The organism is Paenibacillus pinistramenti, assembly GCF_005869875.1.
GTDB lineage: Bacteria > Bacillota > Bacilli > Paenibacillales > Paenibacillaceae > Fontibacillus > Fontibacillus pinistramenti.
This window is the reverse complement of record NZ_VAWG01000004.1, coordinates 124,033-136,676: the sequence shown is the minus strand read 5'-3', so window position 1 is coordinate 136,676 and position 12,644 is coordinate 124,033. Positions and strand designations below refer to the sequence as shown.

Below are 12,644 nucleotides of genomic sequence, written 5' to 3'. Positions count from 1 at the left end.
TTAAATTCGTTCCCCTGTGTAGTTCCGTGTATATTTCTAAATATGCTTTCACTTATTCTACTGAACCGTGCCAAGCGGTGTCTACTATGGTTCCCTGCAGATTAATAGAAAAATCCCCCCGCTGTTATCCTACCATCGTACCTTGACGTGAATGATATTCCAGCTTACCTTATGGGGAAATGCACAGCGGGAGGTAAAATCAGTGAACCAGGCGGTGGAAGCTTATCTGCAGGAGGTATGGAAGGAAGTCACGTCGATTTATGCCAGAGAACATCAAAGAGCAGGCAGGATGAAGAACCCCAGTCTCCTTCAGGCTGGAATCCGGAATTATCTGCGCGTGGCATGGAGAAGAGGCAGAGCGTATGGAGAGCAGGGGAACATTCATATTGAGGTGGACGAACCGCTCTCCTGGAGCGACAGCGCCTACATAATGGAGGCGGGCCCTTATCTTGCGGAGCTGACGGATGAACAGCTGTCCGGGGAATTTTTCCCCGCTTTGTGTGAGCTTGCCAATAACCTGTTCCGCTCGGATGAATGGGGTCCTTCCTTTTTCAATTACCAGTTTGAAGTGGTGCTTGAATTGGAAAGGGAGCAGTCCGAGTTCAAGCTGCACCGGCGCCTGCTGAATGAATCCAAGCTTGCCGGGCTAGGGCAGTCGCTGGAACATTTTATTCAAACCAAAATTCTCCCTGATCCGCCCGTGCTGCCCAAGGCAGACGACCTGTTCTTCTTCGCCCAGCTCCTCATCAATCCCGACCTGATGCAGCAGCAGGAGCAGGTAATTGAACCGCTGATCCGGCGTCTGTCCGATAAGCTGCAGCTAAGCCCGAAACGCAGACAGGAGTGGATCGGTCACTACACCTCGGTCTTCGACCAATGGGCTCAGGGGCATTTTCTTCCTCAGTATTTCGTGCGTCCCGATGATTACGGATACAGCGATTGGGAGCTGAAGCAAGAGGCAGAGCGCCCTGCTATTGATGACGAAGACGACGAAGAAATGAATTTCTTTCTGTATGCCGCCCTGCAGATCGGCCTCACCAGGCCGGATACCCGGCAGAAGTACCTGGAGCTTGCAGGACAGCTGGGCTCCAAACAAGCCGTGCAATACTTAAAATCCGGCAGCGGTAAATTCCCGGCCACGTACCGGGGAGCAGGGGTGGAAGGCAGCTGCAATGACATCACGCAGACGATCGAAATCCGGATTCTATCCGAAGGTGAGCAGGCTTACGGAGAAGCGCTGGATTATATCATCAGCCTGCTGAAGCATGGGTTCCCCAAGGGCTACCACTTGAAGCTGAAGAGTGCCCAGAAGCATTATCTGCCGCTGAATAATCTGGCGAAGTCCAGGCTGCATCAGTTTTTCGCGGGTGCGCTCCGCTACCCGGCCCTCTTCCCCAAGCTTGCCGAATATGCGGATATGGCTATGGAGGAGTTTGCGTGGTACCGCGATGTGGAGCCGGGCCCGAAATCGGTTATGCCGGGCACCTACGCCGTCTTCGGCCTCGGCTTGTACAGCGAAGACTATTTTCCGCTGATCTGCCGCTATATGGAGCTGGTGGATACAGAGCACCAGATGGTGCAGGACAGCTATGCAGGAGCCTTCATTGAAGCTCATGGCGTCCAGCCGGAGCATATGCCGGTGCTGATCTCCATCCTCCTTGGCGGCAGTGAGGAAGCGAGACCGGTCAAGAACCTGACCATCGACCGTCCCGAGCTTGCCGCAGCGCTTCTGCAGGGGCTGCAAAATAAACAGCAGCATGAGCGGGAGCTGGTGCTGTGCCGGATCTTTCGCAGCGCGGACAAGCTGAAGAGGGCAGCCCGGCAGGCGGACTCCCCTCTTAAGGAAGGATTGGAGCAATTGGCGGCCTTATTCGGATAAACCTTGGCTCTCCTGGACATGGTTCAGGTGCTCAATCATTTTACCCAGCATTTCCTCTGTAAAATGACCCGCGCTAAAGTTGGACAGGGCGCGCAGCGGCATATATTTCATCATCGCGGCCATCATTTCCGAGGCATCGCCCCCGTCAGCCGGAAGGCTGGCCAGCGGATTATTTTCATTGGCCTTGGCAAGCAGTTCAGCGGCCGCAGGTCGAAGAACAGGATCGCTTAACAAATCACCAACCGTGGTGTTGCGGTCAATCTTCTGCCGGATAGAAACCGTGGAGGTGACGGTGACCCGTTCACTTAAGCGGATGTCTTTAGACGAAGCGCCAACCAGGAGCTCAAATTCGCCGGATTCAACCTGCCAGTCCTTTAAATCCGTGTTGTAGTAGGCAAAAGCCCGCTTATCCAGCGTGAAAGCAACGCTCTGTTCCTCGCCCGGCTGCAGATCCACCTTGACAAAGCCCTTTAATTCCTTGTCCGGGCGGGCAGCCGTGCTGTGAATGTCCTTCACATACAGCTGCACAATCTCTTTGCCGGGGACCGCTCCCGTATTTTTGACGGTAAGCTTCACTTCCACCGATTCGGTATCGTTAAACGCCTGCTTATTCACTGAAATGCCGCTGTATTCAAAGCGGGTGTAGCTTAATCCGTGTCCAAACGGGAACATCGGCTCCACCTGTTTCGTATCGTAATAACGATAGCCCACAAAGATGCCTTCCCGGTACTCCACTTTGTCGCCTTCACCCGGGAAGAAGAGATAGGAGGGATTGTCGCTTAATGTCTTTGGAAAAGTTTCGGCCAGCTTCCCGCATGGGTTGGCATCGCCAAACAGCAGATCCGCAGCCGCCCCGCCGAGCGCCTGCCCGCCAAGATACCCTTCAATCAATCCTTTTACCCGGTCAATCCAAGGCATTTCAATAGGCGCTCCGTTGCTCAGAACCACCACAACATTCGGCTGGACCTCGGAGACCGCCTCGATCAAAGCGATTTGGTTCGCTGGAATGCGCAGATGTTCACGGTCATACCCTTCGGATTCATACCGGTCAGGCAGGCCCGCAAAGAGAATGGAAACATCGGATTGCTTGGCAGCCTCTCTGGCTTCTGCCAGCAATTCAGCATCCATCTCATCCGTGTCCGCGTCGAATCCCCGGGCAAACAGGACCTTCCCCCTGCCCTCGAGCTTCTTCTCGATCTCTCCAAGACTATTTTCCAGCTTGGTCGGGTTGACGTGCGAGCTTCCCCCGCCCTGGTAACGCGGGTTTGCCGCAAAAGCACCAATCACCGAAACCGTACCCGCTTTGGCCAGAGGGAGAATCTGATCCTCATTCTTGAGAAGGACCATGCTTTCGCGTGCAACCTTGCGGGCGAGCTGGTGATGGGCCTCCTGGTCATAGGCGGCAGCAGGCTTCTTCTCCTCTACCGCTTTAAAGATCATCCGCAGCAGCCTTTCCGCAGCACGGTCCAGCACTCCCTCGGGCAGCTCCCCGCTTTGGACAGCCGCAATGATCTTCTCTTCCCCGATTCCGAAGCTTCCCGGCATCTCGAGCTCCAGGCCGGCAGCCAAGGACGCAGCGCGCTCGTTAACGGCTCCCCAGTCAGAGACGACAATGCCTTCAAAACCCCATTCATCTCTTAAAATATCACTCAGCAGGGTCTTGTTCTCCGAAGCATAGGTGCCGTTCACCCGGTTATAGGAGCTCATCACGGTCCATGGCCGGGCTTCCTTCACAGCCGCTTCAAAGCTGGCCAGATAGATTTCTCTCAACGTTCTCTCGTCAATCCGGGCATCTACCGACATCCGGCGGTGCTCCTGGTTATTGGCCGCAAAGTGTTTAAGGGAGGTCCCCACCCCTTGACTCTGAACCCCTTTAATATGGCTCGCTGCCATTTGGGAGGATAAATAAGGGTCCTCGGAAAAATATTCAAAGTTCCGTCCGCAGAGCGGGGAACGTTTAATATTGGCGCCTGGCCCAAGCAGCACCGCCACATCCTCCGCCTGGCATTCCTCTCCCAGCGCCTGGCCCACCTGCTGAATCAAATTCCGGTCCCAGGAGCAGGCAAGGCCGGCGGCTGAAGGGAAGCAGGTAGCCGGAACACTGTCATAAAGCCCCAGGTGGTCCGCACCTGCGGCTTGTTTTCTGAGACCATGTGGGCCGTCCGTTACCATCAGAGACGGGATTCCCAATCTTTCAATCCCTTTCGTATGCCAGAAGTCGAGTCCAGAGAAGAGGCTGGCTTTTTCCTGCAGGGTCATTTCTTGAATGAGTCCGTGAATCTTTTCGGTCACTTTGTTATCCTCCCTATTTAAAAATAAGTGCTGGCTCAAAGATCAGTGCTTGCCTTAAAGAAAGCGCTTGCTTGCAATCAAGCATAATCCTTTTTCCATGCAGCTGCAAAAAAACGGGATAGGGAGAATAGCGCGGCAAACAGGACAAGCCGAACGACAAAAAGAACAGCCCGCAGGCTGTTCTCTTCGACTGTATGCCTTCTTAGAAGCAGGTGAATGAGCGAATCCGGTTCAAATCGATGCCGAAGTACGCCCAGAAGAAACCGAACCATCTGAACCCTGCAACCGAATTGCGCCCGACGAATACCGGGTAGAACCAGAACTGCTCGCCGTTGTTCAGCCAAACGTAAGTGTTGCGGAACAGGCAGCCTCTGATCGCGCCCGAGTCGATGGCATATGCAGTAGCCTGCATCTGCGGTACGAACTGCGGCGGGGGAGCCGTCGGTGCTTGAGCCCCTCCCGGCGCGCCCCCCGGATTACCCGGCGTTCCCGGCGTCCCCGGAAATCCCCCCGGAAATCCGCCTGGGGACCCCGGCCCTCCCGGTCCGCCAGGTCCGCCTGGCCCTCCTGGTCCGCCCGGTCCTCCTGGTGCACCTGGAAATCCCGGAAATCCTCCGCCGCTTCCCGGCCCTGGAAAAAATCCCATATCTGATCGCTCCTCTCAATGAATAGGCATAATCATCATATGCATTCGCGGAGAGGGCGCCTGGGCGGATGCCTATAAATAGCACTGCTCTTTTTTAAATGCGCTTATCGTCCAAGCTACTCCATCGTTTTAGGCTGTCATTTCTGCTTGCGTCTGCTCTTTGTGCTTTGCCTTGGAAGGCTTCAGGGAGGAGGCAAGCAGAACGAGAAGGCTTACAATCCCAATCCACATCAGGACGCTTGTCGGATGATTCATTTTTAACCCTCCGCCAAAGAAGAAGATTTCGCGCAGTCCATCCACCATAAAGCGCATTGGCAGCCATGACATCACCCAATCGCGATAGAACGGCGAAAGCAATTCAGGAGCAAAGCTGAGAAGAGGAGCGCCGAAGAATAAGAAGAGAACAAAGATCCCCATACCTCCAAAACCAATCCAGGAGAAGACGGCCGAGATCATCAGGAAGAAAGCGAAATACGCAATCGATAAGAATAGAGCGACATCCAGGAAGTCCGGAATGCTGAGACCCCAGCTGTCAGCGAACCATGTTAAGCCGAATCCTGTCACGAGAGCCAGGAATGCGCCCCATACAACCTGAAGGCCATTGGCCCGTAGTTTATCTGCGCGTCCGGCGGACTTCATTTTATTCTTAGCCAACAGAAAAATCACACTGCCAATCAGACTGCCCATCCATAACGGCTGAAACAGGGTTACCGGAGCATTACCGTTCGCGCTATTGGCGCCGACTGGATTCACCGGAATCACCTTGCTGGCAATAGGCGAAGCCAGTGCAGCGGCTTGTTTCGTTGTCAGGGTTCCGCCCTGCTGATCGAATGCGGCAATCAATTGGGCGCGTATTTTCTCATTCAAGCCGCTGACCATCTGAGTGAGGATCTGCTGCGACATGTTGGCGGCAGTCATATTCATGCCCTGGTTGACATAGATTGTGATTTCAGGAGAAACAGGCTCCGGCGAGGCGAGCGATGCTTGATTCGCGCTGTAATCCTTGGGGATCACCAGTGCGGCATAATAGTCCTGGCTGTTAAGCCCTGCCTTGGCCGCCTCTTCACTCCCCACCTTAACCCACTTGATCGGAGGCTGCTCAGAAATGGCGTCAGTGGCCGATTGAATATTGCTGACAATCAAACTTCCCATATTTTGTCCGGAACTTAGTCCTGCGTCCTCATTCACGATGGCGACAGGGAGATTTTTGGCGGCTGGGTTTATGCTCGGAATTGCAGTTAAGCTAAACACAAATACAATCGCAAGTACAATTACAGGCAAAGCTGCAACCAGCTTGTTCTTAAATAGGCTCATTCCTATTCCCCTTACATTCTAAATTTTTATTTCATTGATTAAACGAACGGTGAACCAAACGGCAAAAAAAATTTCTTCCGTCCAGTATCTCTTTAAGAAATTTTCCACAAACCGATAGTGAAGTCCACCACTCTCTCGAAATACCGGTCGACATCCGGTTCGTTGATAATTTCTATGCCTGTTATGCGGGAGATTCCAATTTGCATGACCATGGTCAGAAACTGCCGTGCGGCAAGTGTTACGTCAAGATCAGCTTTTACTTCCCCTTTGAGCCGTCTCCGATCCAGAAAATCAGCGAATATTGCAAATTGTTCTTGCAACCAAGAGGCTAATCGCTGCGACTCCTCCAGCCCCAGTACGTCATTCTCTCTAAACAAGATCTTCATGAGATCAAGATCCACCATAAACAGGTCGAACAGCTTTCTGGTGAAAGTAAGCAAAGCCTCACGCAGATCAAGATGCTCAACAGTCCGGTTTGTCTGCCCGATCGCTTCCCTGCGGCGGTCAAAGCTTTCCCGAATCAGGACCGTCAAGATTTCTCTCTTGCCCCCGGGAAAATAGTGATAAAGAATGCCATCTCCCATTTGGATGGAACGATTAATCAGCCTTACGGGAGTCCCATCGAATCCCTTCTCCGCGAACAAGGATTTAGCGGCCTCTAGAAGCTTCTCCCTGGTCTCGGCAGCCTGTTCGCTTCTTGTTGTAGACAAGGTTCTCTCTCCTTTCCGTCAACGATTTCCTTCAACGATCGTGTAACGAAATTATATCGGCCTGCAAAGCTGCTGTCAAACAGGATAACGGCCAGCACTTTTTATAAATCCAACCGGAGGACCAGCTTGGTTGGGCTACTCTTACTTGTTGAATTTCGACATACCCCTCCAATAAACGAACATACATTCCCTTATTACTTCACTTAAATTTATATAGCATGATATAATAGTGTGACAATTATGAGGGGGAACAAATATGTCGCGTGTCAAAAGTATAGATGCTTTAATGAAGTATTTGAGAGATAATCATGGTATCACCATTCAAGGAAGTAGTCATAAGCGTAAACTTCGGAACATCGGATACTATCATGGATATAAAGGTTACCGCTTCATAAATAATCCTTCTCGCAAAATTGCATACAACGATTTTAATCAAGTTCTTGCGGTAAATACCTTTGACATGGACCTCAAGTCCCTTTTCTACCCCCAAATAATGTTTATCGAAACTGCATTGAAAAATTATTTCCTTGAAGTAATATTGCAACATGGCAGAACAGAGAATTTCAATATTATTTACGATTCGCTGTTAACTTATCACAAGAGCCATCCTGTCGGTTCAAAACAATATAAGCTGGCTCAAAATAAAAGATTACGATTGCGGGACCAGTTTTATAATGTTCTCACAAGAGATTATTCTAATGATAAGCAGGTCGTGCAGCACTTTTATCATAAAGATGAACCAGTCCCTATTTGGGCTATATTTGAAGTAATAAGTTTAGGTGAATTCGGCAACTTTGTTTCCTGTGCAAATATTAATATTAAAAAGGACATATCTAAATCCTTAAATCTGAATCAATCGTGTGATGCAAATGGTAAATTAACAGAAAGCATTGTATATACAATTAAAGATCTTAGAAATTCAATTGCACATAATGATGTTATATTTGATACTCGTTTCAAGAGAAGCAACCCGAATTATTCATTAATCTCTTCACTCCAATTAGATACTGGTATACAGAATATTTCTTTCGATACAATAATTGATTATTTAATTTTAGTTATTTATTTGCAGAAAAATTTAATGACTCCAAAACATGACTTATTAAAGGTTGTTTCACGTTTTGAAACCATTATTAATAGCTTCCGAAATCAAATTCCAATTCATGTATATAATCTTATTCTTTATACAGACACAAGAAACAAGATAAATTTATTAAAATCATTTATCCGCCTTTAACTTGTTGCATCGTTTAGGCGGTAAGGGTATATTATATATACGGAATAGCGGTGGATGTCTTCGGACTACACCTAAGGGAGCTGGATGCGTCCAGCTCCCTTTTTATTCGTTAATCCACCACCTTCCTCCGGTACAGGCGGGATGGCCGGTGCCCGGCATTTTCGGTGAAATGATCGGTCTCTGCTACGAGATCGGCCACTTTGCGGCGGAAGGCCGCCTTCAGCAGCTCCTTATCCAGAATGACCTCATAAACCTGCTGCAGCTCCGTCAAGGTAAACAGCTTCGGCATCAGGTGCAGCGCAATATCGGTATAATTTACTTTTCCCCGCAGGCGCTCGGTCGCGTAGGCTATAATTTTCGCGTGGTCAAAGGCCAATCCGTCACTCGATACAATCTTATAATCCGTGCCAGTCGATGCTGCCTTCACCGTCACCGTTCTCGCCACAACCGCCGTAAGCTCCTCTTCGCCGCTCAGCTTGAGCTCGTACTCCAGGGTCTTGATGTATCCGTCCTCCAGCAGCTCCTTCTGCTCCCGCAGCAGCCGATAGGATACCTGGAACCAGGCGGCGTCGTCCGCATCGTCACCTGCCTTAAGCTCCAATTGGCCGCTGTTGATCAGGGCCATATAGCTGCAGCTCATCACCCAGCCCCGGGGGTCGCGCCCCGTGTCGCTGAACGTGTACAGCTGCTCCAAATAGACGTCGCCCACGCCCGTTTCCTCAAGCAGCTCCCTTGCTGCGGCCTGCTCCGTCGTCTCGTCCGGCCGGACAAAGCCGCCGGGCAGCGCCCATTTTCCAAGGAAGGGGTGGCCTCCCCGGCGGATGAGCAGGATGCGCAGCTCCTTCTCCGGAAGCTTGCGATAGCTGTCCCTCTCCGCATCCGTCACGGTGAAGATCACCATATCCGCGGCCACCGAAGGCCGCTCATAATCTCCTGGCCGGTACTGCGCCAGAAATTCGCGTTCGGTAAGTCCGTCCCGGTCCAACAAGCTCATTCTGTTCCCTCCTTAATTTGTAACTCTCATCGTCAATTTGTAACTCTCATCGTCAATTTCTAACTCTAACCGTCCAGCTCCATTAAACATATCCAAATTAGTTGTCAAAGTCCTTCCCGAATAAGCTGCCGAACAAGTTCCCGTAAGGCTCAAACCCCGCCAGCACCTCGTCTACCTTCTGCATCCGCTCCTCCAGACTGCCCCGCAGCGTAATGTAGGGAATGCGCCGCTCCTTCAAGTCCGCGATGATCTGTTTATGAAAAATATGCCGCTTCTGGTCCCCGCTGCGGTCCCACGTATCGTCATAGGGAATATCGTCGTCGCACAGGAAGAACAGATCATAGCGCTGCGCGTTCTCCAGAGCCAGCCGGGTTAACAGCTCAGGGGCCCGGCCGTGGTAATCCAGGGCGAACATATACGTAGTAATCGCATTGGTATCGACAAACAGATACCGGTTCGCCTTCAGCAAGGCCTCTTCCTCGCGCTCGATATGACCGACTGCGATTTCATCGAACGCTTCGAGGCCGATTCTGCGGTCCACCTGATGCTCGGTCCAATAATCCCGTCCGTATTCACTCGCATAGACCGTGTTATACCGCTGCGCCAGCGCTTCGGTGATCGTCGACTTCCCCGTCGACATTGCTCCCACGAATACTACCTTCGTGATCAAGTCCCGGTACACGATATCACTTACAAACTCTCGGTACTTATACGGATCGGAGCGGACCATCGTCGCTGAAATCGGAACCCGCCCGCGGGCTTCGTCCACCCGCCGGTCCACCGCGCCCAAAGCGATACTCATATGCCTGCCGTAGAACTCACTCGAGTAAAAATGCGTCACCTGCTCCCCGTTCAGCAGACCGAGGATATACTGTTCCTCCCGGATTTCATGCTCCCTGTCATCCGAATACCCGTCGGGGCCGTCCCAAGCTTCAATTACCCGGACTTCCGGGTAGAGCCTGCGGATCCAGTTCGCCCGGATATGAAGCGGAATGGGGGTGACCGTCGTCTCATAAATAACCACGATCAGTTCATCCACCTCCTGCAGCGCCGTTTCGATCATGAACTGATGTCCTTTGTGCAGCGGGGCAAACTTGCCCAGCGTTAATCCTAGCTTTTTCATGCCGCAGCCTCCTTAGCCCCTTTGTTCCAAATAGAGTATCCGTACACCGCGTTGACCAGATAAGCGCTCCACATCACGATCATCAGCAGGCCCTCGCCGCTGCCCTCCAGCATCCGGATCACCCACAGCAGCACTGTAAACAGGTTCAGCACGATGTAGACCAGCCACTGCTCCTTGAATCTCCACACCATTAAAAAGGTCGCCGCAACCGACAGCACCGTCGTCGCAGCATCAATATAAGGCGAGTTCTGCCCCTGGATGAACGAAAGCCCGAAGCCCAGCAGCAGACAGCCTGACACGCAGACCGCTCCAACGAGGAGCAGGCCTTTAAGCTCCATCTGGCGCATGGCGAGCTTGCCGCCTTGGCGGTTATTTTTCCACATGTAAAATCCAATGACATTCATAGGCACGAAGAACAGCAGATTCAGCATCACCTCGCCAAACAATCCGTTCGTATAGGCCAAATAGGCGTAGCCGACCGTATTATACATGCCAAACACATAGCTCATCAGGCTGCCCTTCGCCGCAAGCACCACGCACAGTACCCCGGTAATAAACACCGTAAAACCAAATAAAGAGTCCTTTGAAATCATCGTAAACCCGGCAGCAATCGCGGTAAACAGCACCAGCCACCCGATTTCGAACAGGTTCCAGCCCTTCGCATCCTTCTTCATCCTGCATCCCTCCGAATGGTGTATTGTTATGGAGCAAAACGAACGAACATTACTTAGTACAATTATGTTAATAACAATATGTTACTAACAAGATAACAGAAAGGTCCACAGATGGCAAATAAAAACTAAGTGATTATAATCACAAAGTTAACTGCCAGGCCGTGTATACTTTTATCCAGTACAGATATCCTAGGAGGTTCCAGCATGGGACGATATGAACAGCAGAGAAATTTCCTGAAGTCCAACTTTCTTGAGTTTAAACATGTGAAGACAGATAAAATAAAGGGTCTGCCCAAACCCGCAATCGTTAAACCTTACTCCTCTTCATCCGTCATGATTGATCTTCCCGAATGTAACGAGGACGTTGTAAAGAAGCCAAATATATATGAGCTCATAAAGCAAAGAAGAAGCACCCGATTTTATGCAGAGGACCGTTTGAGCCTTGAGGAGCTGTCCTATCTGCTATGGGCTACACAAGGAATAGCCGGTACAAACAAGGCCGGACTTACCCTCCGGACGGTGCCGTGCAGCGGGGCCACGCATACGTTTGAGACCTACCTGTTCATTATGCGCGTAGAGGGAATCGCCCAGGGAATCTACAGATATTTACCGGTGGAGCACAAGCTCTTATTTATGTTTGATCTGGAGGAAATGGACCAGAAAGTGGATGCCATTACTTTAGAGCAGCCCTTTGTTCCTAATTTCGCGAAAAAGGCGGCCGTCATGTTCGCTTGGAGCACCATTCCCTACCGGTCCGAATGGAAATATGATATCTCCGCGCACAAAAAAATCCTGATCGATATCGGACACGTCTCCCAGAACCTTTATCTGGCGAGCGAATCGATCGATGCAGGAGCATGTGCAATCGGTATTTATGACCAAAACCTCATCGACGAGGTATTAGGCTTGGACGGTGATGAGGAGTTTGTCCTATTCCTGGGCGCTGTGGGGAAGAAGCGGAAATAGTCCGGAAAAAGGGAAGGCCAGCCTTGCCGGCTGGCCTTTATCAATTGTTTCATTACCCGCATAAGGGAGCTTTACTTCACACAGGATTTAACGAACTCTTCAAACAACCTAAAGTTATACCGGTCCGACTGGTAGCTGAATTCCGGATGCCACTGCACAGCCAGAATGAACCTTTTGTCTGGCATAGCCACCGCTTCGATCAAGCCGTCTTCTGCTTTGGCAGCCGGAAGCAGCTGCTCGGACAGCTTCTTAATCCCCTGATGATGGCAGCTGTTGACTTTCAGGGTCTCCGTCTTCAGAATGCGGTGCAATAGATTACCTTGTTCGATATAAACAGGGTGAGCCGGCTCTGCATACGGAGGAGCTTGTTTGTGTCTAACCTTTGGCTCAGACCTTAACTGCGCCGGGAGATCCTGATAGAGCGTACCTCCCAGCAGGACATTGAACAGCTGCAGCCCGCGGCAGATTCCAAGCGCTGGTTTGTCTAATTTTACAACTTGTTGAAATAGGGCTTTCTCCAGAACATCCCGCGGATTACACAATTCCCCGCATACCTCTTCCACTGTCTCTCCATACAATTCGGGATTCACATCATGCCCGCCGGTGAAGAGAAAGCCGTCGAACATATGGGCGATTTGGGTGATGTGCTCAACATCCGAGGTTAACGGCAGCATGAACGGAATCCCGCCAGCGTCTTCAATTGCTTTCATATACCCCGGAAGCATCCAATAGCTCTCTTTGTCCCCGTCATACAATGGCAATACTCCTATGATTGGTCTCTCCATATGATCTCTCCCGCATAAGGTATG

General features: G+C 51.0%; 11 protein-coding genes. 3 read left to right on the top strand and 8 right to left on the bottom strand.

Going from position 1 to position 12,644, the window contains the following annotated elements; all coding sequences use genetic code 11:
• Positions 1-202 precede the first annotated feature (202 nt).
• A complete protein-coding gene (locus tag FCN15_RS07645; protein WP_138494415.1) occupies positions 203-1,879 on the top strand; it encodes a DUF6138 family protein in 1,677 nt (558 codons plus the stop codon).
• On the opposite strand, the gene FCN15_RS07640 is transcribed toward FCN15_RS07645, so the two are convergent.
• From FCN15_RS07640 to FCN15_RS07625, 4 genes are all read right to left on the bottom strand, one after another.
• The gene (locus FCN15_RS07640) at positions 1,868-4,171 is read right to left on the bottom strand and encodes a glycoside hydrolase family 3 C-terminal domain-containing protein (protein ID WP_420819555.1); all 2,304 of its coding nucleotides are present in this window, start codon (positions 4,169-4,171) and stop codon (positions 1,868-1,870) included. The two genes, FCN15_RS07645 and FCN15_RS07640, sit on opposite strands and share 12 nt — an antisense overlap.
• A 202-nt stretch (positions 4,172-4,373) precedes the next feature.
• Positions 4,374-4,817, bottom strand: a complete 444-nt coding sequence (locus FCN15_RS07635) for a collagen-like protein (protein ID WP_138494414.1) — start codon at positions 4,815-4,817, stop codon at positions 4,374-4,376.
• A gap of 129 nt (positions 4,818-4,946) precedes the next feature.
• Complete coding sequence (locus FCN15_RS07630; RefSeq protein WP_138494413.1) at positions 4,947-6,131, bottom strand: YhgE/Pip domain-containing protein; 1,185 nt, start codon at positions 6,129-6,131, stop codon at positions 4,947-4,949.
• Between the two features lie 92 nt (positions 6,132-6,223).
• Positions 6,224-6,841: a TetR/AcrR family transcriptional regulator gene (locus FCN15_RS07625; protein WP_138494412.1), complete on the bottom strand. Its 618-nt coding sequence runs from the start codon at positions 6,839-6,841 to the stop codon at positions 6,224-6,226.
• A 256-nt stretch (positions 6,842-7,097) separates the two neighbouring features.
• Between FCN15_RS07625 and FCN15_RS07620 the strand changes: the two genes are divergently transcribed.
• Complete coding sequence (locus FCN15_RS07620; RefSeq protein WP_138494411.1) at positions 7,098-8,078, top strand: Abi family protein; 981 nt, start codon at positions 7,098-7,100, stop codon at positions 8,076-8,078.
• A 109-nt stretch (positions 8,079-8,187) separates the two neighbouring features.
• On the opposite strand, the gene FCN15_RS07615 is transcribed toward FCN15_RS07620, so the two are convergent.
• The 3 genes from FCN15_RS07615 to pnuC form a co-directional block, all read right to left on the bottom strand.
• A complete protein-coding gene (locus tag FCN15_RS07615; protein ID WP_138494410.1) occupies positions 8,188-9,072 on the bottom strand; it encodes an NUDIX hydrolase in 885 nt (294 codons plus the stop codon).
• Between the two features lie 97 nt (positions 9,073-9,169).
• Positions 9,170-10,195 carry an AAA family ATPase gene (locus FCN15_RS07610; protein ID WP_138494409.1) on the bottom strand — a complete coding sequence of 342 codons (1,026 nt, stop codon included), beginning with the start codon at positions 10,193-10,195 and terminating at the stop codon, positions 9,170-9,172.
• The gene (gene pnuC / locus FCN15_RS07605) at positions 10,192-10,869 is read right to left on the bottom strand and encodes a nicotinamide riboside transporter PnuC (protein ID WP_138494408.1); all 678 of its coding nucleotides are present in this window, start codon (positions 10,867-10,869) and stop codon (positions 10,192-10,194) included. Before pnuC ends, FCN15_RS07610 begins: the two co-directional genes overlap by 4 nt.
• Before the next feature lie 204 nt (positions 10,870-11,073).
• Here pnuC and FCN15_RS07600 point away from each other — a divergent pair, with 204 nt between their 5' ends.
• On the top strand, positions 11,074-11,835 hold the full coding sequence (locus FCN15_RS07600; RefSeq protein ID WP_138494407.1) for a SagB/ThcOx family dehydrogenase: 762 nt from the start codon (positions 11,074-11,076) through the stop codon (positions 11,833-11,835).
• A 71-nt stretch (positions 11,836-11,906) separates the two neighbouring features.
• Here FCN15_RS07600 and FCN15_RS07595 read toward each other — a convergent pair whose 3' ends face one another.
• Entirely contained in the window at positions 11,907-12,620 is a 714-nt protein-coding gene (locus FCN15_RS07595) for a gamma-glutamyl-gamma-aminobutyrate hydrolase family protein (RefSeq protein ID WP_138494406.1), read from the bottom strand.
• Between the last annotated feature and the right edge of the window lie 24 nt (positions 12,621-12,644).